Raw genomic sequence first — 23,031 nt, forward strand, 5'->3', positions numbered from 1 at the left:
CGCGGACGGCCCGCCCGCGCGCTGCCCGGTCAGTCCTCGGACGGCTCGAACGCCCGGCGGAACTCCGGCAGCGTGATGGAGCGCGGCCCGTCGGTGAGCGACAGCTCCACCCGGCCCACCACGCCCGCGGCCACCCGCTCCCCCAGCGCCGCGTCCAGCGCGAGGAACGCCACCCGCATCCGGTCGTCCTCGCCGAGGTCGGCGAACACCGGGTGGTGCACGACCACGTCGACCACGCCGTCGTCGGTCGGCTCGGTGAGCAGCCGGATGTCGGCCAGCGGCAGCCGGTGCTCGCCGATGTTGACGGTGACCTCGTCGGTGTCCGGCACGGGCGGCACCGAGTCGTGGTACTCCCAGATCATGTCCTCGTGCGGCGCGGCGGCCTTCCAGGCGTCGGTGTAGGGGCGCACCACCGGGTCCTCGCGGCTGCTGAGCACGAGCGCGTACACCGCGCGCCTGCCGCGCTGGATCGCGAACTCCAGCCGGGGGTGCACGGAGGCGACCAGCTCGCACATCTCGTGCTCGACGCGCTGCGGCTGCCCGTCGCCGAGCGCGCCGCTGATCCGGGGCAGCAGGGCGTGCCAGCGCTCCCAGAAGGCCACCGCCGCCTCGGCCGGGTTCGGCAGGTGGACGGGGGCGGGCGGGGGCTCGGGGCGTTTGCGGCGGAACCAGCGCATGTCCCCATTGAACTACGCGCCCGCGTCGCGCAGGGCGAGTGCGAGGAGTTCGGCGGCCGGACCCACCAGCCTGCGACCGGACGGCCACACCGCGCGCAGGGCGCGGCGCAGGTCGAGGTCGACGGGGACGGCGGCGAGCCTGCCCGCCGCGAGGTCGGCGGCGACCGCGAGCGCGCTCAGCACGGCGGGTCCCGCGCCCGCGACGACCGCGCCCAGCACCGCCGCCGACGAGCCCAGCTCCAGCGCGGGCGGGCAGGCGGCAGGCAGGAGGCGGTCCAGGGTGTCCCTGGTGCCCGACCCCCGCTCGCGCACCACCAGGGGCGTGGCGGCCAGCTCGGCGGGCGGCAGCGGGGCCTTGCGGCGGGTCCACGGGTGGCCGGGCGGCACCACCAGCACCAGCCGGTCCACGGCGACCTTCCGGCTGCTCAGCCCCGGCAGCGGGCCGGGGGCCTCCACGAAGCCGAGGGCGACCTCGCCCGCCCTGACCAGCGCGCACACCGACTCGGAGTTGGTCACCCGCAGGCCGACGCGCAGGTCGGGGCGCGCGCGGCGCAGTCCGCCGACCCAGCCGGGCGCGAGGTGCTCGGCGACGGTCATGCTCGCGGCGACGGCCAGCTCGGCGTCCCGCTCGGCCCGCAGCGCCCGCGCGGCCTCCACCAGGCCCTCCACCTCGGCCAGCGCGCGGCGGGCGCGCTCGGCCAGCACCGTCCCGGCCGGGGTGAGCGCGGAGCCCCGGCTGCCGCGCTCGACCAGAACCACGCCGAGCGCGCGCTCGGCGGCGGTCAGGCGCTTGCTCGCGGACGGCTGGGCAACGCCCAGCGCGGCGGCGGCGCGGCTGAGGCTGCCCAGCTCGCCGACCAGGACGAGCAGCCGCAGGGTGGTCAGGTCGGGGTCGGCCATAGCCGGAGGGTATGGCTGAAGAGCGGATTCCCGCCTACCGGGAGCACTTGACGCGGCGGACGATCTGTGGGTGCTGATCGCTGCCCTGCTGCTGGGCGTCCTCGTCGGAGGGCGCCTGCCCGACCTGTCCGCCGCCACGAAGAAGCTGCTGCGCCTGGGCGTGGTGCTGCTGGGGTTGCAGCTGTCGCTGCCGGTGGTGCTGGAGCTGGGGCCGGGCGTGCTGGTCGCGGTGGTGGCGACGGTCGCGGTCACGTTCCTGGGCACCCGGTGGATCGGCGGGCTGCTCGGGCTGCCGCGCGGGCTGTCGACGCTGGTCGCGACGGGGTTCTCGATCTGCGGGGCGTCGGCGGTGGCGGCCGTGGAGGGCGTGGTCGAGCGGCGGGACGAGGACGTGGCGACGAGCGTGGCGCTGGTGACGCTGTTCGGCACGCTGGCGATGCTGGCGCTGCCGCTGCTGGGCGCGTCGCCGCTGTGGATCGGGTTGAGCGTGCACGAGGTGGGGCAGGTGGCGGCTGCCGCGCCCGCGTCGGGGCTGGCGGCGGCGATGGCGGTGAAGCTGAGCCGGGTGGCGCTGCTGGCGCCGGTCGTGGCGCTGGTGGGCGGCGGGCGCGGGTCGGGGGCGCCGGTGGTGCCGCTGTTCCTGGTGGGGTTCGCGGGGCTGGCGGCGCTGCGGTCGACGGGGGTGCTGCCGCAGGTGGTGCTGGACGGCGGGAAGGTCGCGGCGACGGTGCTGCTGGCGGCGGCGATGTTCGGGCTGGGCACGGCGGTGCGGCCGAAGGCGTTGCTGCGCACCGGCCCCAGGGCGCTGGCGCTGGGCGCGCTGTCGACGCTGCTGGTGTGCGGGACCGGGTGGGCGACGCTGACCCTGCTGACGTGACCGTCCACCGTGGACCGTCCTTCCGGGACAGTCCACGGTGGAGCGCGATCACCAGGTGTCGGGCGGTTCCAGGAACGCCTTGCCGAGGTCGCGGGACAGCGCGAGGGCGCGGCGGACCCAGCCCTGGCTCGCGCCCGCCATGCCGCACGAGGGCGTGGGGACGGCGTGCGTGGCCAGCACCGAGCGCGGGAAGCCGAGCCGGTCGGCCAGGTCCAGCGCGGGCCTCGCGGCGGTCCTCAGGTCGATCGGGGTGGCCGGGTCGGCGCCCGGCAGCAGGCCCAGCAGCAGCACCAGCCCCTCCTGCCACGCCTCCCCCAGCTCGTCCAGCATCGCCCGCTCCACCAGGGACACGTCCAGCGCGACGGCCTTCGCCCCGGCCCTGCGCATCAGGTTCACCGGCGGCCCTGGCGCGCAGCAGTGCACGATCACGTCGTCGAACGGGGCGATGGCGCTCTCCAGCAGCGCCTGCGCCTCCGGTTCGGGCACGGCGGGGACGGTGCCGAGCTTGGACGGGGTGGGCAGCAGGCCGCGCAGCACGGACGGCAGCGCGGGCTCGTCCAGCTGCACCACGACCTTCGCGCCGGTGCGTCGGGCGACCTCGGCGGTGTGCCGGGACAGGCCCTCCACCAGCGACTCGGTGAACTCGCGCAGCGCGCCCCGGTCGGTGAGCACCCGGTGGCCGCGCACCAGCTCGACGGTCGCGGCGAGCGTCCACGGCCCGGCGGCCTGGACCTTCACCACGGCGGGCTTGGTGGCGGCGGCGGCCTCCTCGAGGGCGTCGAGGTCCCAGCTGAGCAGGTCCTGGGCGCGGCGGTGGTCGCGACCGGGGTGGGCGGCGACCCGGTAGCCGGACGGGACGACCTCCACGGGCAGGTCCACCAGCAGCGCGGCGGTCCGCCCGGTCAGGTCGGCCCCGACGCCGCGCGCGGGCAGCTCGGGCAGGTGCGGCAGGTCGGGCAGCTCGCCGAACACCAGGCGGGCGGCCTCGTGCGGGTCGGTGCCGGGGAGCGAGCCGATACCGGTTGCCGCTCCGGCGGGCCAGGGGGTGACGTCCACCCGGCAAGTGTCCCACCGGGAGCGGGTGGGGTGGTGCGCCCGCTCCCGGCGGGGGCGGGTCAGTCGCGCGCGGGGCGGGTCGCGCGGCGCAGGCCGACGGCCTGGAGCGCGGTGACCGCGGCGACGGCGAGCGCCTGCGCCACCAGGACCACCAGACCGGCGGTGGTGAGCGGAAACCACCCCGAGGCCACGACGAGCGCGCTCGCGGCCACCCAGGCGGTGTTGAAGGCGATGACGGCGAGCGCCCTCGCACGGGTGGGGGTGCGGCCCGCCAGGAACGCGCACGCGCCGTACCCGAGCAGGAACGCGCCGAGGGCGAGCAGGAGCGGGCGGGGCAGGCCGAGGTCGAGCGGGACGAGCGGGAGGAGCGCGCCGCACGCGGCGGAACCCGCGCCGTCGAGCACGAGGGCCGAGCGGAGCAGGGCGGGACGGCGCGGGGCGGGGTTGGCTCCCTGCGGGGTGGTGTGGGTCGTCATGGGGTCGATGCTCGGGCGCGCGGCACTGCCGAGGCCACGCCGGACGCTGCCGACTCCTGCCAGTCAGGACCGGGTGACCTGCGCGGACAGCGCGGCCAGGTCGGCGGCGATCAGCTTGGCCCCCGCGGTCTGCCAGTTGTGCAGGGTGCGCTCGGGGACCTGGGTCGCGAACCAGGCGAGGGCCTGCCTGGCGACCGGGTCGAGGTTCTCGCGCTTGGTGCGCGCGCTGTGCGGGCGCAGTCCCACGACGTAGTAGAAGTGCAGCGCGTTGTAGTGCCGCCACTCGTCGCTGGTGCCGAACTCGCCGTCGGCGGGCTTGAGCCGCCGGATGCCCTCGCGCAGGAGCGCCTTCAGCTCGGCGGCCCGTTCGAGGGGTTGGTCGGGCGCCCCGCGCGCGGCGAGGCGGGCGTCGACGACCGGGAGCGCGGTGAGCGGGCTGGCGACGAGGCGGCCGAGGTCGCCGTAGTGGCTGAGCGCGCGGCGGGTGAGCTTGGCGAGGTCGGCGGCGGGCAGTTCGGCGACGGGCAGCGGGGCGCGCTTGGACAGCGACTCGGCGGCGGCGCGCAACTCGGCGCGCTGGGCCGCGGCGCCGGGGAGCGCGACCCGGTCGGCGAGCGCGGCGAGCGGACCCGCCAGCGCCTGGACGGCGATCGCGGTGGCGATCACGCCGAACAGCAGCGGCCTGCTCGGGGCGAGGAGCGCCACCTGGGCGGCGAAGAGCGCGGCGGTGGCGGTGGAGACGAGCAGCGAGCGGAGCAGTCCGGCGCGGAACGCCTCGCCCCCGTCGAACGCGTCGGCCGCCACGACGAGCACCCCCAGCAGCAGCAGGTCGACGCCGATCGCGAGCAGCAGCACCGGTTCCGGGAGCAGGTCGCCGACCAGCAGGGCGGTGCCGAGGCCGAACGTGGTGGTGGCGACGGCCAGCAGCGGCCTCGGCGGCCCGCCGCGCACGTGCAGGACGAGCGCGAACACCAGCGGTGGCAACACGATCGGGGGAAAGAACCAGGCGGCGGCGAGCAGCGGTGGCGCGGTCCACGCCCAGACCCGGTCCCAGCGCGGCCCGAGCCCGCAGGCGAGCGCGCCCGTCCAGGCCACGGCGGGCAGCGCGAGCAGCAGCGCGGGGGCGGGCTGGACGGCGAGCGCGACCGCGTGGGCGAGCAGGCCCGCCGCGCTGCGGCGGAGCAGCGGTGCGCGCGGGTCGCGGGCGAGCAGGTGCAGCCCGAGCCACCAGGAGAGCCCGAACAGCACCAGGGTCGTGGGGAGCACCCCGCTGATCCTGCCGTCGGGGAACCGGTTCAGTCCAAAGGACCCACCACGGGGCTTGTGCCGGCTGGGAGCATGTCGCGTATGCCGGTCGATGCGACGCTGCGGAGGGCTGCCGAGGAGGTGGCGCGCGGCGATCTGGCGAGCGTGCTGCGGGCGCGCCAGCGGCTGGTGGGGCTGGTGTGCAGCTACCCGGCGCGGCTCGACCTGCGGGACCGGCTGGCCTCGGTGTACCGGCTGCTGGGCGACCCGGTGCAGGCGGGCCGGTGGAGCTACCTGCTGGAGGTGCGGGACGAGGCGGAGTTAGCCGCGTTCGAGCGGGCCTACCGCACGCCGGAGTCCCGGCTGGCGGCGATGAACTGGCTGGAGCCCGAGGGCGGACCGGACGGGTCCGCCGGGAGCGAGACGGCGCGCAACCGGCTGACCGACCTGCGGCGGGCGGTGGCCGAGCAGCTGGCGGGCGAGCTGGCGGTGACCGAGGACCGCGACAGCCCGTGGCACGTGCACCTGGGGGTGCTGGTGGGGGTCGTGGTGGTGCTGCTGTGCTTCGTGGTCGGGTTGGTGACGGTCGTGGTGTGGCTGCTCGGCTGGGCGACGACCTGATCCGCCGCCCCCGCTCAGCGCGTGCCCGCCACCCGGCGCACGACCCCGCTGGCGCGCTTCCGCCGCACGGCACGAGTCGCCCGCGCGCCGCTCCGGCCGCGATCCCGGTGCGACCCCGGTGCGCCGACGGAGGAACCCCCCGACCGTCCCGCCGCGCCGCCGGGCCCCGCCCCCAGGACGCTGGCCTCGATGCGGGCCAGCCGCCGATCGATCCGGGCGAACTCCTCGCCCCCCGCGGAACGACTGCCGCTGAGCGCCCGCTCGACGATCTCCCTGAGCAGCGCCGTGCACCGGACACCTCGGGACCTCGCGAGCTCCCTGAGCGCGTCGACGACGTCGGCGGGCAACCGGAGCGAGGTGGTCTTCATGGGCCGGGGGTCGACCCGCTGCCGTTCGCCATCTCACCGGAGGTGTCGTGGGTGTCGTAGTAGGAGGCCAACTCCTCGAGCTCCTCCACCGCCCGAGGAAGGACCTCGTCCCGCTCGGCCATCACCGCACCGCCTTCCGCTGAAAGGTCCGCTTCTCACCGGGGTTCACGTCCCGCGCGGCTGACGACGAACGCCTCTCCGCCATCGTCGACCGCCACCACGAACGAGTGCCTCCCCGCGTGAGCGCGACCGCAGATCGGGGTCGTGTCGTTCTTGCCCTTCTCCTGCCAGTGAGGACGTTCGAGGATCGCTTCACGAACCTCGTCGAGGGTCACGTCGTGCCGCGCGATGTGGTCGGCGGACCACTGGCCCTCCTTGACACCCCGGAACACGACCCGCAGTGCATTGCGAACGCATTGCGTTTGTCGCGAACACCGCGGCGCACCGCGTGGCGACCACCCCGCCGCTAGACCCCGGTCCGCTCGATCGTCGCGCTGGCCAGCACCAGGTCGCCGCCCTCCGGGTCCTCCCGGTAGACCGCCACCGCCTGCCCCGGCGCCACGCCCGACAGCGGCTCGCGCAGGCGCACCACCAGCTCCTCGCCGACCAGCTCCGCGATCGCGGGGGCGGTGCCGCCGTGCGCGCGCACCTGGGCCACGCACTCCACCGGCCCGGACCAGTCCACCCGCGACACCGGCCGCACCGCCACGATCTCGCGCACGGCCAGCCGCTCCGCCGCCCCCACCCGGACCGTGCCCGACACCGGCTCCAGCGACAGCACGTACCGGGGCCGCCCGTCCGGGGCGGGCGCGTCGATGCCGAGGCCCTTGCGCTGCCCCACGGTGAACCCGTGCACGCCCACGTGCTGCCCCAGCACCGCGCCGGTCTCGTCGTCCACGAGCACGCCCGCGCGCTGCCCGAGGCGCTTGGTCAGGAACCCCTGCGTGTCGCCGTCCGGGATGAAGCAGATGTCGTGGCTGTCCGGCTTCGCCGCCACCGACAGCCCGCGGCGCGCCGCCTCCGCCCGCACCTCGACCTTGGTCGACCCGCCGAGCGGGAACATCGCGTGCGCCAGCTGCTCGCGCGTGAGCGAGGCCAGCACGTACGACTGGTCCTTGCCCCCGTCGGCGCTGCGCCGCAGCTCCACCAGGCCGTCCACGACGTCGAGCCGCGCGTAGTGCCCGGTGCACACCGCGTCGAACCCGAGCGCGATGGCCTTGTCCAGCAGCGCCTCGAACTTGATCCGCTCGTTGCACCGCAGGCACGGGTTGGGCGTGCGCCCCGCCGCGTACTCCGCGACGAAGTCCTCCACCACGTCCTCGGTGAACCGCTCCGCGAAGTCCCACACGTAGAACGGGATGCCGAGCACGTCGGCGGCCCGCCGGGCGTCGTGCGAGTCCTCGATCGTGCAGCACCCGCGCGACCCGGTGCGCAGCGTCCCCGGCTTCGCCGACAGCGCCAGGTGCACCCCGGTCACGTCGTGCCCGGCCTCGACGGCGCGCGCCGCCGCCACGGCCGAGTCGACCCCGCCGCTCATCGCCGCGAGCACCCGCATCCCCGTCACACCTCCGCCTTGTGCCTGCGCATCCCCGCGATGCCCGCCGAGCGGGCCCGCTCCACGACCGGTCCGATGACGCCCGCCAGCTCGCGCACCTCGGCCTCGGTCGACGTCCAGCCGAGCGTGAACCGCAGCGACCCGCGCGCCAGCACCGGGTCGACGCCCATGGCCAGCAGCACGTGGCTGGGCTGGGCGACCCCGGCCGTGCAGGCCGAGCCGGTCGAGCACTCCACGCCCCTGGCGTCCAGCAGCATCAGCAGGCTGTCGCCCTCGCAGCCGGGGAACGTCAGGTGCGCGTGCCCCGGCAGCCCGTCCTCGGGGTCGCCGTTGACGATCACGTCCGGCACCGCCGCGCGCACCGCGCCGACCAGCTGGTCCCGCAGCGCCCGCAGCCTCGCCGCCGACGCCTCCCGCCGCTCCACCGCGTGCCGCACCGCCACCGCGAACGCCGCGATCGCGGGCACGTCCAGCGTGCCGGAGCGCACGTCCCGCTCCTGCCCGCCGCCGTGCAGCAGCGGGGTGACGCCGACCTGCCGCCCGAGCAGCAGCGCGCCGATCCCGTACGGGGCGCCGATCTTGTGCCCGCTGACCGTGAGCGCCCCCGCGCCGCTGTCCGCGAACGAGACCGGCACCGCGCCGACCGCCTGCACGGCGTCGGTGTGCAGCGGAACCCCGAACTCGGCGGCGGCGGCGGACAGCTCGGCGACCGGGTTGACCGTGCCGACCTCGTTGTTCGCCCACATGGCGGTGACCAGCGCGACGTCCTCGCCCAGCACCGCCCGCAGCGCGTCGGGCGTGATCCGCCCGGCCGCGTCGGGCTCGACCAGGGTGACCTCGGCGCCCTCGTGCTCGGCCAGCCAGTCGACCGCGTCCAGCACCGCGTGGTGCTCGACGGCCCCGGCCACGACCCGGTTGCGGCCCTCGCGCCGCCGCGCCCAGTAGGCGCCCTTGACGGCCAGGTTGTCGCTCTCCGTGCCGCCCGCGGTGAACAGCACCTCGGACGGCTTCGCGCCGAGCGCGTCGGCGATGTCCTCGCGCGCCTCCTCGACCAGCCTGCGCGCCCTGCGCCCCGAGGTGTGCAGCGACGAGGCGTTGCCCGTGCGGGACAACGCCTCGGTCAGCGCCGCGATCGCCTCGGGGAGGACGGGGGTCGTGGCGGCGTGGTCGAAGTAGGCCATCAGTCGTCCAGGGTAGCCCGGCAGCGCGGTCCGGTGAGCACGGCACCGAGCACCGCGAGAGCGGCCATGAGCAGGTCCAGGGGGATGACGGCGGCGGTCAGGTTCGGCGCGGCGGCGAGCACGACGCCGCCGAGGCCGACCAGCAGGGCCGAACCGAGCATGTCGCTCACCTGCAGGGCCGAGGAGTTGAAGCCCCGGTCGGCGTCGGTGGACGCGGCGAGGGTGAGCACGCTCAGGCTGGACATGGCCATGCCGACGCCGAGGCCCCCGATGCCCCACAGCACGGCGGTCAGCCAGGCCGGTCCCCAGCTCGGTGCGATGAGGGTCACGGACGCGATGCCGACGGCGCTGACGGTGAAGCCCCAGCGGACCAGGGTCTCGCGCGGGATGTCCGTGCGGCGGGACTGCCACACGGACGCGGCGGACCAGCCGAGGGCGCTGAGCGTGAGCGGGATGCCCGCGGCGGTGGCCGAGTAGCCGTGCACGGTGGTCAGGGTGAGCGGGATGAACGCCTCGACGGCGAAGAACGTGCCCGCGAGCAGGCCCCTGGCCAGGATGGTGACGGGCAGGCCGCGCCGGGCGGTGAGCGTGCCCTTCGGCAGCAGGACGCGCAGCGACGGCATCAGCACGGCCAGCGAGGCGGCGCCGAGCGCGAGGCTGGCCCAGCCGGGGTGCTGCGCGGCCCAGCTGAGCCCGGCGACGCCGCCGCCCGCCCCGAACGCGGCCAGCGGCAGCCCCCGGCGGGCGGGCTCCTCGCCCCGGTGCGGCGGCAGCGCGCGCAGCACCGGCAGGACCAGCGCGAACCCGACCGCGACCAGCGGGACCAGGCCGAGGAACACCCACCGCCAGCTCAGGTTCTCGGTGAGCCAGCCCGCGACGGCGGGCCCGACGAGCGAGGGCACCACCCAGGCGGCGGACAGCGCGCCGAACACGGCGGGCCGCAGCCGCTCGGGGTAGACCAGGCCGATCAGGACGTAGACGGCGACGATCTGGGCGCCCGCGCCGAGGCCCTGGAGCACCCTGCCCGCCATGAGCAGGGTCATGTCCTGGGCGATCCCGGCGACGGCGAGCCCGACGACGAACAGGGCGGGGCCGACGAGCAGCGGCAAGCGCGGGCCGATCCGGTCGCAGACCCGGCCGGACAGCACGACCGCGACGACGCTGGCGGCCTGGAACCCGAGGAACGGCCACGAGTAGAACGCCTGGCCGTCGAGGTCGGCGACCATGCGGGGCATCGCGGTGCTGACGCCCATGGCCTCGAACGCGAGCAGGGTGATCAGCAGGACCATGCCGGTGACGGGGCCCCGGTTCTCGGGGGCCCACAGGCCGGGCTCGGTGGTGGTTGCGGTGGCGACCTCGGGGGCGTCGGCGGCGGTGGCGCCGGACTTGGTCCCGGTAGCAGCCCCGGCGGCGCCCTCGGAGGCCCCTGCGGCGGTCGTGGAGGTGGCACCCGGTCCTGCGGACCGGCGCGCGGCGGCGCTCACGTCGGCGGCCCCGAGGGCGGTGGTGGGGAGGTCGTGGGGGTCGCCGTCGGGTCGGGTGTCACGTGGGGTCACCCGTCCCATGTTCCTACCTCGACCGCACTGGAGGTCAACCAGGTTTCCCGTTCGGGGCAGCCGCGCGGACGCGGGTTTCCCGGCGGCGCCCGGAGGCGGCGGAGGACTTCCCGCCGCCACTCGGACCGCACGCCCGTCAGCCCTTCCGGCTCAGCCGCCGCCGACCGCTCCTGCCCCGGCGCGGGACGACCACCTCGGCGCTCGCCGCGCCCGGCGGCAGGACCACCGGCGGCAGGACCACCCCGGCCGGAACCCCCGGCGCGACCATCCCCGGAGCCCGCGCCGCCACGACGGCCCGGTGCCCCGCCCCCACCGCCGTCCCCGGCGGCAGCACCCGCTCGGTGGCCGACTGCGCCAGCGCCGCCAGCTCCCGCCGGTCGGCCGCGCGGCCGGGCGCGATCTCGTCCAGCACGTGCACCTCCACGACCAGCCCGCCGGTCCGCACCACCCGCCAGATCGCGTCCAGCAGCCCGTCCGCCCCCACGTACGCGGGCCGCGTGGTCGCCACCCCGCCGCGCAGGTACCGCAGCGCCACCGGCCGCACCGGCACGCCCGCGTCGAGCGCGGCCTGGAACAGCGCGGGCCGGAACGGCCCCGACTCGCTGCCGCACCAGGTCGTCCCCTCCGCGTGCACCCCCACCGCCGCGCCGGACCGCAGCGCCGCCGCCAGCTCCGCGACCGTCCCCGGCAGCAGCCGCAGCCGCTCCCGGTCCAGGTAGACGGTGCGCGCGGCGGTGATGACCCAGCCGAGCACCGGCCACGACCGGATGTCGCGCTTGGCGACGATCCGGATGGGCTGCACCGAGTCGATGACCAGCTCGTCCAACCAGGACACGTGGTTGGCGACCACGAGCACCCCGCGCCCCGGCGTGCCCTGGAACCGCCGCTCCCCCACCACGCGCGCCTCGACCCCGGAGGCCCGCACCATCAGCCGGAACCACCCGCGCAGCAGCGCTTCCCGCGCCCGCCCGCGCAGCACCAGCGCGGCAGGCGCCACGAGCGCCCCGGCGGCCAGCACGCCCGCCAGCCCGGCGAACCGCAGCGCCGCCCGCGCCCTGCCGACCGTCGCGCCCTCGGCCACGCACCCGTCGCCGCACGGCGACAGGGGCATCCAGGCGTGCGCGGCCATCAGCCGACCTCGCCCAGGAAGAACTTCAGGTACCGCTGGTCGACCCGCTCCATGGACAGCAGCACGAGCAGGTCCGCCACGCCGAACGCCGGGTCGTGCGCGGGCCGCCCGCACACCCACGCGCCGAGCCGCAGGTACCCCTTGAGCAGCGGCGGCACCGCGACCCGCCCGCCGCGCGCGACCGCGTCCACGTCCCACGGCGAGCGCGGCACGACCCGGTGCTCCTCGGGGGCGAGGTTCTTGGCCGACACCTGGTCCCACACGCCCGCCGCGTGCGCGCCGCCGTCGCCCAGCGGCACGGAGGCGCAGCCGACCAGCCAGGAGTGCCCGGACAGCAGCATGTACCGGGCGATCCCGGCCCACACCAGGGAGACGACCGCGCCGGAGCGGTGGTCGGGGTGCACGCAGGAGCGGCCGGTCTCGACGATCTGCGGGCGCAGGCCGTCGAGCGCGGTCAGGTCGAACTCGGTGTCGGAGTAGAGGCCGCCCGCCTCGCGCGCCCGCTCCGGCGGCAGCATCCGGTAGGTGCCCACGATCTCGCCGGTGGCGTCGTCGCGGACCACGAGGTGGTCGCAGAACTCGTCGAAGGGGTCGATGTCGAGGCCGGGGACGGGGGTGCTCAGGGCCGCGCCCATCTCCTCGGCGAAGACCCGGTGCCGCAGGCGTTGCGCGGCGACGACCTCGTCGCCGTCCCTGGCGACCAGGAGGGAGTAGCCCGCGCCGCGCTCGGCGGTGCTCCCGGTGCTGACAAGCAGTTGCGGCTGCGTCATGGCACGTGTGTACCGAGCGCTCGGCGACGGTTGTCAGGTTTTTCCGGTGACGCCTCGGTGGCAGCCGGGTGAACTGCGCGCCGGGGTGATCGGCATTTCCGCCGGGTACGCCTCCCGGCAATCCGCCGGTGGTCCGCTCGTCGAAATCCGGGGAGTTCCAGGGGGAAGAGCCGGAGGGCCGCCCCGCGTCGCGGGACGGCCCTCGGACCTGGCTGGAGCGGGTGCTCAGCCCTTGCGCTTCTCGACCTCGCCGGTCAGCTGCGGGACGACGGTGAACAGGTCGCCCACCACGCCGTAGTCCGCGATCTCGAAGATCGGGGCCTCCGGGTCCTTGTTGACCGCGATGATGGTCTTCGAGGTCTGCATCCCGGCCCGGTGCTGGATCGCGCCGGAGATGCCGAGCGCGATGTACAGCTGCGGCGACACCGTCTTGCCGGTCTGGCCGACCTGGAACTGGTGCGGGTAGTAGCCGGAGTCGACCGCCGCGCGGGAGGCGCCGACGGCCGCGCCGAGCACGTCCGCGAGCTTCTCCACGACGTCGAACTTCTCCGCGCTGCCGACGCCCCGGCCACCCGCGACGACGACGGTCGCCTCGGTCAGCTCGGGCCGGTCGCCGCCGACCAGGACCTCGCGGCCGGTCACCCTGGTGACCTTGGCGGCGTCGGTGGCGGGCAGCTCGACGGCGACCTCGGCCGCCTCGGCCGGGGCCTCCTCGGCCTCGACGGCGCCGGGGCGCACGGCGATGACCGGCACGCCCCGGGTGGACTTGGCCTTGACCACGAACGCGCCGCCGAAGACGGACTGCGTCACGGAGCCGTCGGCGTCCACGTCGACCGCGTCGTACAGCAGGCCGGAGCCCAGCCGCGCGGCCAGCCGACCCGCGACCTCCTTGCCCTCCAGCGTCGCCGAGATCAGCACGGCGGCCGGGGAGGCGGTGGCGGCGACGGCCTGCAGGGCGTCGACCTTCGGGGTGACCAGGAGGGCGTCCGCGTCGGCGGACTCGGCCGCGTAGACCTTGACCGCGCCGTAGCGGGCCAGGGAGTCCTTCACCTTGCCCGTGACGCCGGGCGATCCGACCACCACCGCGGCCGGGTCGCCGATACGGCGCGCGGCGGATAGCAGCTCATGGGTGACCTTCTTGACCTCGCCGTCGACGTGGTCGACGAGGACCAGGACCTCAGGCATTCCTTGTTCCCCCTTCCCCTTCAGATGAGCTTCTGGCCGACGAGGTACTCGGCGATCTTGGAACCGCCGTCGCCCTCGTCCTCGACGCGCTGACCGGCGGTGCGCGGCGGCTTGGGAGCCGCCTCGACGACCTGCGTCCACGCGGCGCCGAGACCGACCTCGTCCGCGCCCAGACCGAGGTCCGCGGCGGTGAGGGTGGTCACCGGCTTCTTCTTCGCGGCCATGATGCCCTTGAAGGACGGGTACCGGGGCTCGTTGATCTTCTCGTTGACGCTCAGCACGGCCGGGAGGCCCGCCTCCAGGTGCGCGACGCCCTCGTCGGTCTCCCGGACGGCCTTGACCACGCCGCCCTCGACGGTGACCTTGCGGACGTGCGTGAGCTGGGGCAGGCCCAGCAGCTCGGCCAGGATGGCGGGCACGGCGCCCGCGCGGCCGTCGGTGGCCTCGTTGCCCGCGATGACGAGGTCGAACTCGACCGTCGCCAGCGCCTTGGCGAGGACCTTGGCGGTGGTGAGCGCGTCGGAGCCGTGCAGCGCGGGGTCGGACACGTGGATCGCCTTGTCCGCGCCCATGGAGAGGGCCTTGCGGATGGCGTCGGTCGCGCGGTCGGGACCCATCGAGAGGACCGTCACCTCGCCCCCGTGCGCGGCCTGGAGGACCAGCGCCTCCTCGACGGCGCGCTCGTTGATCTCGTCGAGCACGGCGTCCGCGGCGTCGCGGTCGAGGGTGTGGTCGGTGTCGCTGAGCTTGCGCTCGGACCAGGTGTCGGGCACCTGCTTGACCAGGACGACAATGTTCATGGGTCCTCTTCGACCTCCTGCGGACGGGCGGCGGACGTGACTGGGCGACCGTGCTTCAGCCGTGGGTCGCCGGATTGCCGGTGTGACCCTGCCATGTCGGCACCGCGTTGGCACGGTGGTGTCGGCCACCACGATGTTACCCACGAGTAGCAGCCGGTTCCGCACCTTCGGGACGTGACCCTGCTCACCGGGAAACCCTCGGGGGGCCGTTGGGGGCGACCCCCGGTAACCCCCTATCAGGCTAGCGTCGGGCCCATGTACCGGAGAGTTGCCATCGTCACCGACTCGGCCGCGTGCCTGCCCGAGCGCGTCACCGACCAGATGGGCATCGGCGTCGTGCAGATCCAGGTGAGGCTCGGCGACCGGACGGACGACGAGGCGCGCGTCCCGGTGGCCGAGCTGGTGGCCGCGATGCGCTCGGGAACACCCGTGAGCACGGCCCCGCCCGACCCCGGCGCGTTCTTCTGGACCTACTCGGACCTCGCGGCGGCGGGCGCGCAGGCGGTGGTGTCGGTGCACGTGTCGGGCGCGCTGTCCCGCACCTTCGAGGCGGCCCGCGAGGCGGCGACGCAGGCGCGGGTGCCGGTGACCGTGGTGGACAGCGGGACGGCCGGGACGAGCCTGGGGTACGCGGTGCTCGCGGCGGCAGCGGCGGCGCGGGCGGGCGGGGACGCGGCCAGGGTCGCGGACGCGGCGCGGCGGACGGCGGGGCGGTGCACCGAGGTGATCTACGTGGACACGCTGGAGTTCCTGCGGCGCGGCGGGCGGGTCGGCGCGGCGGCGGCGCTGCTCGGGTCGGCGTTCGCGGTGAAGCCGCTGCTGACCGTGGACGGTGGGCGGATCGTGCCGCTGGAGCGGGTCGTCGGCGGGGAGCGGGCGCTGCGGCGGGCCGTGGACGTGGCGGTGCGGCGGGCGGGCGAGTTCGAGGTGGACGTCGCGGTGGAGCACTTCGACGCGCTCGAGCGGGCCCAGTCGGTGCTGGAGGAGCTGCGCGGGCGGGTGCCGAGGGTGCGGCAGGCGATGCTCGCGCCGGTCAGCTCGGCGGTCGGGGCGCACGTCGGTCCGGGCGCCATCGGGGTGACCGTTTCGCCGGTTTAGCCCGGTTCGGAACTCGGGTGGGGGTTTGACCGTTGGGCGGGGTGGGAAGTTGGACGGTGCGGGGAAGGAGAAGGACATGGCATCGCTGTTCAGCAAGATCACCGCGTTCACGCGCAGCCCGCAGGGGCGCAGGATCACCGAGCAGGTCAAGAACGCCGCGCGCGACCCGCGCACGCGGGCCAAGGCCCAGGACATGCTGAGGCGCTTCAAGAAGCGCTGACCGGCGCCCGGCTCCGGCCGGGTCGCGGGGACGCGGCCCACCGGGACCGGCGGTCCCCTCCACGACGCGGCGCCCGCGCGGGCGCCGCCCTCCTGAGCACGACCGGCTTCGCGGCAAGACCCGAGGGGGCCGCCCTGGTGGGGCGGCCCCCTCGGCGTGCGGCGCCCTCAGCCGCGCCCGCGGACCTGCTCCTCGGGCTCGTCGGAGACCGTGCCGCCCTGCGGCGGCACCTCGGCCGCGCTGACCGGGGAGGGCGCGGGCCCGTCCGCCGGACGCCCCTGCTCCAACCCTGCGCCCGCGACCTCGACGCCCGGCTCGGGCTCGACGTCCGCCAGGTCACCGGACCGGCGCTGCTCGACGAGGGCGTCGACCGGGTCGGGCTCGACGGGCCGCGCGCCCCGACCACCCGCGGCGGCGCGCCCGGCCGAGGGTTCCGGCTCGTCGGCGTCGACGGGGTCGTCGGTCGGGTCGAGCACGTCGACCAGGTCGGGCTCGGGCTCGGTGACCAACCCGTCCGCCGACCGGACGGGTGCGACACCCCGGTCCTGCGCGGCGGGCGACTCCACCTCGGGCCCGGCGACCAGCTCCCCGGACACCCCCTCGCCCCTGGGCGCGGGCACCTCGGGCCGCCCGGCCCGCCGGGGTCCGGGCACGCGCGGCACCCCGTCGGACGCGCCTGCCGGCGTCGCCGCGTCGGTCCCGGTCCCAGTCCCGGTCCCGGTCTTCTCCGACTCGGCAGCCCCTGGTCCCACGGCCTCCGCCTCAACGGCCGCTGCGCCGGCCGCCTCCGCGCCTTCGGCAGGCGCACCGGCCTCGGACGAGGACTTCGCGGCGACCGGCCGGGCCTCCGGCGCACCGCTCGCCGCAGGGTGCTCGGCAGACACAGGCCCCTCGGCCGCCGGACGCCCAGTCGCTGGCTGCTCGGCCGCCGGCTGCTCGGTCTCCGAGCTCTCAGCCACAGGACGCTCGGCCGCCAGCTGCTCGGCCGCCGGACGCTCGGTTTCCCGGCCCTCAACGGCTGGACGCTCGGTCGTCGGCTGCTCGGCCGCCAGGCCCTCAACCGCTGATTGCTCGGCCGCCGGGCGGTCGACCGTCGAGCGATCGGCTGTCGAGTGATCGGCCGTCGAGCGATCGGCTATCGGGCGATCGGCCGTCGAGCGATCGACTGCTGGGCGATCGGGCGTCGAGCGATCGGCTGCTGGGCGATCGGGCGTCGGGTGATTGGTCGTCGAGTTGTCGATCGGCGGGCGGTTGCCGGGTGTGGGGCGGTTGCCGGGTGTGGGGTCGTTGCCGGGTGTGGGGTCGTTGCCGGGTGTGGGGTCGGTCGCGGTGAGCTCGACCGGCTCCCTCGGGGTGCGGCCCCGGCCCTCCTCCACGACCCGCGCCACCTCCTCCGCCCAGCCCAGCTCGGACAGCCGGGACACCAGGTACGAGGCCTCCAGGGACAGCTCGTCCACGTCGGCGAACCCGGCCTCCGCCGCCACCTCGGGCTCCACCCCGGAGCCCACGACCCGCTCGGCGTCACCCGCGCCCCGCTTCCCGGTGCCCGCGTCCCGTCCGGCAGCAGCCGCCCGTCCGGCAGCAGCCGCACCTCGGTCGGCCGCAGCGGCGGCGTCCCGGCCAGCGTCACCCGCATCCCGGCCAGCGTCACCCGCGCCCCGGTCGGTGTCGCGCGCGTCGAGCTCCGCGGCGTAGGCGGCGGGATCGGTCAGCAGGTGCAGGGGCACCACGCGCAGGCCGCCCGTGCGCGCCTGCGGGCGCACCGGGGCCTCCGGCTCCTCGGACGCGAAGGCGTCCTCCTTGTCCGCGGGCTGGTCGTCCACCGGGGCAGGGCCGCCCGCGCCGACCTCCGCCGGTTCCGGCTGGGCGACCAGCGCCGGGCGCTCCCGCGCCAGCAGGTCCGCGATGTCCACCAGGCGCATCAGCGGCTTCGGCGCCGCCACCGGGCGCTCGCGCGGGTCGGCGTCGGCCGGGTCGCCCCCACCCGTCGCGTCGAGGCCGTCGTCCGGCCAGGGGTCCTCGTCCGCCGCGTCCGGCTTCCCGGCGACGCCCGGTCCGGCCGCGTCGACGCCGCCGTCCGACCACGGGTCGTCCCCGCCGCCGCCCCACCGCCCCACGACGCCGACCACCGGGTTCCGGTGGATCGGCCGGGTCGCGAAGTCGTCCGGCGGGAAGCTCGGGGGCTGCGCCTGCGCGCGCCCACCCGCCTCCGGCGCCGCGCCCTCCCGCTCGACCGGCCCGTCGCCGTCCGCCTCGGCGGGTTCCTCCTCCACGTCCTCGGCGCGCCTGAGCATCCACGCCGTGAGCACGCAGCCCGCGGCGAACGACAACATGCACAGGCCGAACACGAAAGCGACCGCCCCGGTCATCATCCGGACTCCCTACCCGACTACCCGACGAGCACGTCGACTTGCGGTCCACCGCCGGGGACCTCGCGCGCCCGGTCCGCGACGACGCGCGTCCTGATCGACTCCACCGGCACGCCCCGGTCGACCAGCGCGGCCCGCACGACCTCCGCGCGGCGCAGCGCCAGCACCGACGACTGCCCCTCCGGGGCCTCCCCCGGCCAGGTGTGGGCGACCAGCGTCACCGCGAGCCCACCCGTCCCGCCGAGCACGTCGCCGAGCCGCCCGAGCACCGCGCCGCCCCTGCCCGCGTGCTCGACGCCGCCGGGCGCGAACTCGACGCCGGTGGCCGAGTGCTCCGCGAGCACCCGCTCGACCTCGCGCCGCGCCTGCGCCACGGGGCCCGCGCGGTCCACCGGGACCGCGCCTGCCGTCCCGGAGCCGGTGGTCCCTGAGCCAGTGCTCCCTGCGCCAGTGGTTCCTGCGCCGTTGCTCCCTGCGCCAGTGCTCCCGGACCCGGTCGTCCCGGCGCCCGTCGTCCCGGAGCCGCCAGGCCCGACGCCGGTGGTCCAGGGTCCCACCCCGCCAGGCCCGACCCCCGTGCTCCCGCCGACCCCGAAGGGCGCGCCCCGCGGCGTCGGGCCGGAGCGCGGCGGCTGCGGCCCCGCGAGGGGGTGGACCGAGGTCTGCGGGGCGGGCTCGCGCGGCGGGGCGAACGGCAGCGACCCGGTGATCTCCTCCTCGGCGAGGGCGAACCCGAGGCCGGTGAGCGAGGCGGGGACGACGACCAGACCCACGAGCAGCGGCGTCAGCGGCAGCCCGCGAGCGCGCATCAGGCCCCCGCCCGCAGGCTCGGGCGCCGGAGGCTCGGGCGGTGGTGGCGCGGGTCCGCCCGCAGCTGTCGAAGAACCATCGCCCGCCCCGCTCGACTCCAAGAAGATTCGCCGAGGATAGCCACGCGCCGACGGCCCAACCAGCACGTGAAAAGGGCTCACAACGGGCGGGTTCCGACGCGGCCGACCCGCGTTTGCAGCGCAAACGCAGAGCAACAAGATCAAGTGTTCCACCCCGCAGGTCACCCGATGGTGTCAAACGTGTAGCCGTCGAAAAAAGCGCCTCGACCAAGTGACCGTGAATACGTCCGACCTCCTTCGCTCGGATTAGTGACACCCGTTCGGCAGAGCGCTGCTCTACCGGTGAGTAACGCCCCTCACGCGTCCAACTACCCTGGACGGGTGACCGTCGAGCCCCTTCCCCTCACCGGCGAGCGGACCGCGCCCGGCATCGAGGCAGAGAACTACTGGTTCCGACGGCATGAGGCGGCGTACCTCGCCCTGCTGCGGCACTGCGCGGGAGCGGTCGTGCTGGAGGCCGGGTGCGGCGAGGGCTACGGAGCCGCGCTCATCGCCGAGCGCGCGGACCGGGTGGTGGCGCTCGACTACGACGCGCGCACCGCCGCCCACGCCGCCCGCGCCTACCCCGGACTGGCCGTGGTGCGCGGCAACCTCGCCGACCTGCCGCTGCGCGCGGCGAGCGTGGACGTGGTGGCGAACCTCCAGGTGATCGAGCACCTGTGGGACCAGGAGGGGTTCCTGGCCGAGTGCGCGCGGGTGCTGCGCCCCGGCGGGAGGCTGCTGCTCACCACCCCCAACCGGATCACCTTCTCCCCCGGCCGCGACACCCCCCTGAACCCGTTCCACACCAGGGAGCTGGCCCCCGCCGAGCTGGCCGGCCTGCTCACCGGAGCCGGGTTCGAGGTCGAGGAGCTCACCGGCCTGCGGCACGGCCCCCGGTTGCGCGCGCTGGACGAGCGGTTCGGCGGCTCGATCATCGACGCGCAGGTCGCGGTCGTGGTGGACGGCGACCCGTGGCCCGCCGACCTGCTGGCCGCCGTGGCGGGCGTGAGCGCCGAGGACTTCGAGATCACCCCCGAGGAGATGGACGCGAGCCTCGACCTGGTGGCCGTGGCGGTCCGCCCGTGACCGGCGCCGAGGGCACGTTCTGCCTGGTGCTGCACAGCCACCTGCCGTGGCTCGCGCACCACGGGGCGTGGCCGGTCGGCGAGGAGTGGCTCTACCAGGCGTGGGCGCACTCGTACCTGCCGGTGGTGGACCTGCTGGAGCGGTTCGCCGCCGAGGGCAGGCGGGACGTGCTCACCCTCGGCGTCACGCCCGTGCTGGCCGCGCAGCTGGACGACCCGTACTGCCTGCGCGGCGTCCACGACTGGCTCGGCAACTGGCAGCTGCGCGCCCACGGGGCCGCGCCGAGGCTGCCGGAGCTGGCCGCCCGCGAGCACCGCGAGGCGGCGGTGGCGCTGGAGCGGTTCGAGGGCCGCTGGCGGCACGGGTTCTCGCCGCTGCTGCGCCCGCTGGTCGACTCGGGCGTGGTGGAGCTGCTCGGCGGACCGGCCGCGCACCCGTTCCAGCCGCTGCTGGACGAGCGGCTGCGGGCGTTCGCGCTGGAGACCGGGCTGCGGGACACCGCGCTGCGGCTCGGGTCGCGCCCGGAGGGGATCTGGGCCCCGGAGTGCGGGTACGCGCCGGGCATGGAGCGCGGGTACGCGGCGGCGGGCGTGCGGCGGTTCCTGGTGGACGGGCCCTCGCTCGGCAACGAGACGTGGGCGGGCAGGCGGGTCGGCGACTCGGACGTGGTGTGCTTCGGGCGGGACCTGGAGGTGTCGTACCGGGTGTGGTCGCCGAGGGTCGGCTACCCCGGCCACCCGGACTACCGGGACTTCCACACCTACGACCACGCCAGCGGGCTCAAGCCCTCGCGGGTGACCGGGGTCGAGGTGGCCCCGGAGCACAAGCGGCCGTACGACCCGGAGGCCGCGCGGGCGGCGGTGCGGGGGCACACCGAGGACTTCGTCGGCGCGGTCGTGGCGCGGCTGCGGGAGCTGAGGGCGGCGCACGGGCGCGAGGCGCTGGTGGTCGCCGCGTACGACACCGAGCTGTACGGGCACTGGTGGCACGAGGGGCCGCTGTGGCTGGAGTCGGTGCTGCGCGCGCTGCCCGAGGCTGGGGTGCGGGTGACGACGCTGCGCGGCGCGGTCGAGGCCGGGCACGTGGTGGGGTCGGTGGAGGTCCCGGCGTCGTCGTGGGGCGCGGGCAAGGACTGGAACACCTGGAGCGGGCCGCAGGTGGCGGACTTCGTGCACGCGAACGCCGAGCTGCAGCGGGAGCTGCTGGGGCTGGGGCTGGGCGGGGCGGTGCGGGACCCGGTCGCGGACCAGGCGGTGCGGGAGGCGCTGCTGTCGCTGTCGAGCGACTGGGCGTTCATGGTGACCAAGGACAGCGCGGCGGACTACGCCCGGTACCGGGCGAAGGTCCACGCGGAGCGGTTCCGGGAGCTGGCGGTCGAGCTGCGGGCGGCGCGCGAGGGCGCGGACCTCGGGCGGGTCGACCGGGCGCGGGGGCGGGCGGCGGAGCTGCGGGCGCTGTCCGGGCCGTTCGGGCACCTGGACGCGAGGGCGCTGTGACCGCGCGGCGCCCGACCGGTGCGGGGGCGCGGGGGTTGGCGGTGCGGGGGTTGGCGGGGCGGGGCCGGGCGGTCGCGGCCGGGCGCGTTCCGCCGGCGGGTTCGTGGTGGGGTCCCTCGGGGCGTCGGGCTTTCCGGTCCGCGCGCGGGGGTTCGTGGTGCGGCAGGGGCGTTGTGGGCCGCGAGGGCGTTGTGATGCGGGTCGCCGCAGGATGCGAGGGTGCCGGATGCGCGTGCTGATGCTGTCGTGGGAGTACCCGCCGGTGGTCGTCGGGGGGCTGGGCAGGCACGTGCACGCGCTGGCCGACCGGCTGGTCAGGGCCGGGCACGAGGTCGTGGTGCTGTGCAGGCAGCCCGAGGGCACCGACGCGGTCACCCACCCGACCGAGGACGTGGTGCTCGGCGGGGTGCGGGTGGTGCGGGTCGCGGAGGACCCGGCGCACCTGGTGTTCGAGCGGGACCTGGTGGCGTGGGTGCTCGCGATGGGCCACGCGATGACCCGCGCGGGGCTGGCGCTGCTGCGCGAGGGCTGGCGGCCGGACGTGGTGCACGCGCACGACTGGCTGGTGACGCACCCGGCGGTCGCGCTGGCCGAGGCGGCGCAGGCGCCGCTGGTGGCGACCGTGCACGCGACCGAGGCCGGGCGGCACAGCGGGTGGCTGTCGCAGACGCTGAACCAGCAGGTGCACTCGGTGGAGTGGTGGCTGGCGAACCGCGCGGACGAGCTGATCACCTGCTCGGGGGCGATGCGGACCGAGGTGGCGCACCTGTTCGAGGTCGAGCCCGCCGGGATCACCGTGCTGCACAACGGGATCGAGCCGAAGCGGTGGCGGGTGCGCGCGGCGGACGTCGAGGCGGCGCGCGGCAGGCACTCGCCGGACGGGGCGCCGGTGCTGCTGTTCTTCGGCAGGCTGGAGTGGGAGAAGGGCGTGCAGGACCTGATCGCCGCCCTGCCGCGGGTGCGGCGCAGGCACCCCGGCACGCGGCTGGTCGTGGCGGGCACGGGCACGCACCGCGAGTGGCTGGTCGAGCAGGCGCGCAAGCACAAGGTGAAGCGGGCGGTGGAGTTCGCCGGGCACCTGTCGGACCGGGAGCTGGCGGCGGCGATCGCGGCGGCGGCGGCGGTCGTGCTGCCCAGCCGCTACGAGCCGTTCGGGATCGTGGCGCTGGAGGCGGCGGCGGCGGGCGCGCCGCTGGTGGCGTCGACGGCGGGCGGGCTGGGCGAGGTCGTGCTGGACGGGGAGACCGGGCTGTCGTTCCCGCCGGGGGACGTGGACGCGCTGGCGCGGGCGGTGTGCGCGGTGCTGGACGACCGGGGCGCAGCCGGGCGGCGGGCGAGGGCGGCGAAGGCGCGGCTGGCGACGGACTTCGACTGGGGGACCATCGCGGAGGGGACGGTCGAGGTGTACCGGGCGGCGGTGGTGCGCGAGCGCGGCGCGCTCGGCAGGCCGAAGATCGGGACGGGGAACGTGTTCCTGTAGGGGACTTCGGGTTC

General features: G+C 76.2%; 24 protein-coding genes. 7 read left to right on the top strand and 17 right to left on the bottom strand.

Annotated features, from left to right (window positions below; all coding sequences use genetic code 11):
* Nucleotides 1–29 precede the first annotated feature (29 nt).
* Both CNX65_RS29705 and CNX65_RS29710 read right to left on the bottom strand, forming a co-directional pair.
* The gene (locus CNX65_RS29705; protein ID WP_096496693.1) at nucleotides 30–677 is read right to left on the bottom strand and encodes a hypothetical protein; all 648 of its coding nucleotides are present in this window, start codon (nucleotides 675–677) and stop codon (nucleotides 30–32) included.
* Nucleotides 678–689: 12 nt separating this feature from the next.
* Complete coding sequence (locus CNX65_RS29710; protein WP_096496694.1) at nucleotides 690–1,577, bottom strand: LysR family transcriptional regulator; 888 nt, start codon at nucleotides 1,575–1,577, stop codon at nucleotides 690–692.
* Nucleotides 1,578–1,647: 70 nt separating this feature from the next.
* On the opposite strand from CNX65_RS29710, the gene CNX65_RS29715 reads away from it, so the two are divergent.
* Nucleotides 1,648–2,454, top strand: coding sequence for a YeiH family protein (locus tag CNX65_RS29715; RefSeq protein WP_232520062.1), 807 nt, complete (start codon nucleotides 1,648–1,650; stop codon nucleotides 2,452–2,454).
* A gap of 48 nt (nucleotides 2,455–2,502) precedes the next feature.
* Here the strand turns inward: CNX65_RS29715 and CNX65_RS29720 are convergent, their stop codons facing one another.
* From CNX65_RS29720 to CNX65_RS29730, 3 genes are all read right to left on the bottom strand, one after another.
* A complete protein-coding gene (locus tag CNX65_RS29720; protein ID WP_096496696.1) occupies nucleotides 2,503–3,510 on the bottom strand; it encodes a uroporphyrinogen decarboxylase/cobalamine-independent methonine synthase family protein in 1,008 nt (335 codons plus the stop codon).
* A gap of 59 nt (nucleotides 3,511–3,569) precedes the next feature.
* Nucleotides 3,570–3,986, bottom strand: coding sequence for a hypothetical protein (locus CNX65_RS29725; RefSeq protein ID WP_096496697.1), 417 nt, complete (start codon nucleotides 3,984–3,986; stop codon nucleotides 3,570–3,572).
* A gap of 63 nt (nucleotides 3,987–4,049) precedes the next feature.
* Nucleotides 4,050–5,252: a hypothetical protein gene (locus CNX65_RS29730; protein ID WP_096496698.1), complete on the bottom strand. Its 1,203-nt coding sequence runs from the start codon at nucleotides 5,250–5,252 to the stop codon at nucleotides 4,050–4,052.
* A gap of 81 nt (nucleotides 5,253–5,333) precedes the next feature.
* On the opposite strand from CNX65_RS29730, the gene CNX65_RS29735 reads away from it, so the two are divergent.
* Nucleotides 5,334–5,852, top strand: a complete 519-nt coding sequence (locus CNX65_RS29735) for a DUF6584 family protein (protein WP_096496699.1) — start codon at nucleotides 5,334–5,336, stop codon at nucleotides 5,850–5,852.
* 14 nt (nucleotides 5,853–5,866) lie between these two features.
* On the opposite strand, the gene CNX65_RS29740 is transcribed toward CNX65_RS29735, so the two are convergent.
* From CNX65_RS29740 to CNX65_RS29780, 10 genes are all read right to left on the bottom strand, one after another.
* Nucleotides 5,867–6,220, bottom strand: a complete 354-nt coding sequence (locus CNX65_RS29740) for a hypothetical protein (protein WP_096496700.1) — start codon at nucleotides 6,218–6,220, stop codon at nucleotides 5,867–5,869.
* On the bottom strand, nucleotides 6,217–6,342 hold the full coding sequence (locus tag CNX65_RS38055; RefSeq protein WP_256373637.1) for a hypothetical protein: 126 nt from the start codon (nucleotides 6,340–6,342) through the stop codon (nucleotides 6,217–6,219). The genes CNX65_RS29740 and CNX65_RS38055 overlap by 4 nt, the downstream gene beginning before the upstream one ends.
* A gap of 33 nt (nucleotides 6,343–6,375) precedes the next feature.
* The gene (locus tag CNX65_RS29745; protein ID WP_096496701.1) at nucleotides 6,376–6,612 is read right to left on the bottom strand and encodes a hypothetical protein; all 237 of its coding nucleotides are present in this window, start codon (nucleotides 6,610–6,612) and stop codon (nucleotides 6,376–6,378) included.
* A 74-nt stretch (nucleotides 6,613–6,686) separates the two neighbouring features.
* The gene (gene mnmA, locus CNX65_RS29750; RefSeq protein ID WP_096496702.1) at nucleotides 6,687–7,775 is read right to left on the bottom strand and encodes a tRNA 2-thiouridine(34) synthase MnmA; all 1,089 of its coding nucleotides are present in this window, start codon (nucleotides 7,773–7,775) and stop codon (nucleotides 6,687–6,689) included.
* Nucleotides 7,776–7,780: 5 nt separating this feature from the next.
* Complete coding sequence (locus CNX65_RS29755) at nucleotides 7,781–8,956, bottom strand: cysteine desulfurase family protein (protein ID WP_096496703.1); 1,176 nt, start codon at nucleotides 8,954–8,956, stop codon at nucleotides 7,781–7,783.
* On the bottom strand, nucleotides 8,956–10,521 hold the full coding sequence (locus tag CNX65_RS29760) for an MFS transporter (RefSeq protein ID WP_177154439.1): 1,566 nt from the start codon (nucleotides 10,519–10,521) through the stop codon (nucleotides 8,956–8,958). The genes CNX65_RS29755 and CNX65_RS29760 overlap by 1 nt, the downstream gene beginning before the upstream one ends.
* Before the next feature lie 127 nt (nucleotides 10,522–10,648).
* Nucleotides 10,649–11,641, bottom strand: a complete 993-nt coding sequence (locus tag CNX65_RS29765) for a lysophospholipid acyltransferase family protein (protein WP_096496704.1) — start codon at nucleotides 11,639–11,641, stop codon at nucleotides 10,649–10,651.
* The gene (locus CNX65_RS29770) at nucleotides 11,641–12,411 is read right to left on the bottom strand and encodes a GNAT family N-acetyltransferase (protein ID WP_096496705.1); all 771 of its coding nucleotides are present in this window, start codon (nucleotides 12,409–12,411) and stop codon (nucleotides 11,641–11,643) included. The genes CNX65_RS29765 and CNX65_RS29770 overlap by 1 nt, the downstream gene beginning before the upstream one ends.
* A gap of 225 nt (nucleotides 12,412–12,636) precedes the next feature.
* Nucleotides 12,637–13,596 carry an electron transfer flavoprotein subunit alpha/FixB family protein gene (locus CNX65_RS29775; protein ID WP_096496706.1) on the bottom strand — a complete coding sequence of 320 codons (960 nt, stop codon included), beginning with the start codon at nucleotides 13,594–13,596 and terminating at the stop codon, nucleotides 12,637–12,639.
* Between the two features lie 20 nt (nucleotides 13,597–13,616).
* Nucleotides 13,617–14,396: an electron transfer flavoprotein subunit beta/FixA family protein gene (locus CNX65_RS29780; protein WP_096496707.1), complete on the bottom strand. Its 780-nt coding sequence runs from the start codon at nucleotides 14,394–14,396 to the stop codon at nucleotides 13,617–13,619.
* Between the two features lie 255 nt (nucleotides 14,397–14,651).
* Between CNX65_RS29780 and CNX65_RS29785 the strand changes: the two genes are divergently transcribed.
* Complete coding sequence (locus tag CNX65_RS29785; RefSeq protein ID WP_096496708.1) at nucleotides 14,652–15,494, top strand: DegV family protein; 843 nt, start codon at nucleotides 14,652–14,654, stop codon at nucleotides 15,492–15,494.
* Between the two features lie 76 nt (nucleotides 15,495–15,570).
* On the top strand, nucleotides 15,571–15,714 hold the full coding sequence (locus CNX65_RS36485; RefSeq protein WP_177154440.1) for a hypothetical protein: 144 nt from the start codon (nucleotides 15,571–15,573) through the stop codon (nucleotides 15,712–15,714).
* A gap of 167 nt (nucleotides 15,715–15,881) precedes the next feature.
* On the opposite strand, the gene CNX65_RS29790 is transcribed toward CNX65_RS36485, so the two are convergent.
* Together CNX65_RS29790 and CNX65_RS29795 are read right to left on the bottom strand one after the other, a co-directional pair.
* Nucleotides 15,882–18,083 (bottom strand): hypothetical protein, encoded by a 2,202-nt coding sequence (locus tag CNX65_RS29790; protein ID WP_157767899.1) that lies wholly within the window; start codon nucleotides 18,081–18,083, stop codon nucleotides 15,882–15,884.
* 20 nt (nucleotides 18,084–18,103) lie between these two features.
* Nucleotides 18,104–18,892 carry an OmpA family protein gene (locus CNX65_RS29795; RefSeq protein ID WP_096496710.1) on the bottom strand — a complete coding sequence of 263 codons (789 nt, stop codon included), beginning with the start codon at nucleotides 18,890–18,892 and terminating at the stop codon, nucleotides 18,104–18,106.
* 402 nt (nucleotides 18,893–19,294) lie between these two features.
* On the opposite strand from CNX65_RS29795, the gene CNX65_RS29800 reads away from it, so the two are divergent.
* The 3 genes from CNX65_RS29800 to CNX65_RS29810 all read left to right on the top strand — a co-directional run bounded on the left by CNX65_RS29800 (nucleotide 19,295) and on the right by CNX65_RS29810 (nucleotide 23,017).
* On the top strand, nucleotides 19,295–20,041 hold the full coding sequence (locus CNX65_RS29800; protein ID WP_096496711.1) for a class I SAM-dependent methyltransferase: 747 nt from the start codon (nucleotides 19,295–19,297) through the stop codon (nucleotides 20,039–20,041).
* Nucleotides 20,038–21,537, top strand: a complete 1,500-nt coding sequence (locus CNX65_RS29805) for a 1,4-alpha-glucan branching protein domain-containing protein (RefSeq protein WP_096496712.1) — start codon at nucleotides 20,038–20,040, stop codon at nucleotides 21,535–21,537. Before CNX65_RS29800 ends, CNX65_RS29805 begins: the two co-directional genes overlap by 4 nt.
* Before the next feature lie 226 nt (nucleotides 21,538–21,763).
* The gene (locus tag CNX65_RS29810; protein ID WP_096496713.1) at nucleotides 21,764–23,017 is read left to right on the top strand and encodes a glycosyltransferase family 4 protein; all 1,254 of its coding nucleotides are present in this window, start codon (nucleotides 21,764–21,766) and stop codon (nucleotides 23,015–23,017) included.
* Nucleotides 23,018–23,031: the final 14 nt, after the last annotated feature.

The sequence above is a fragment of the Actinosynnema pretiosum genome, assembly GCF_002354875.1.
Taxonomy (GTDB): Bacteria; Actinomycetota; Actinomycetes; order Mycobacteriales; family Pseudonocardiaceae; genus Actinosynnema; species Actinosynnema auranticum.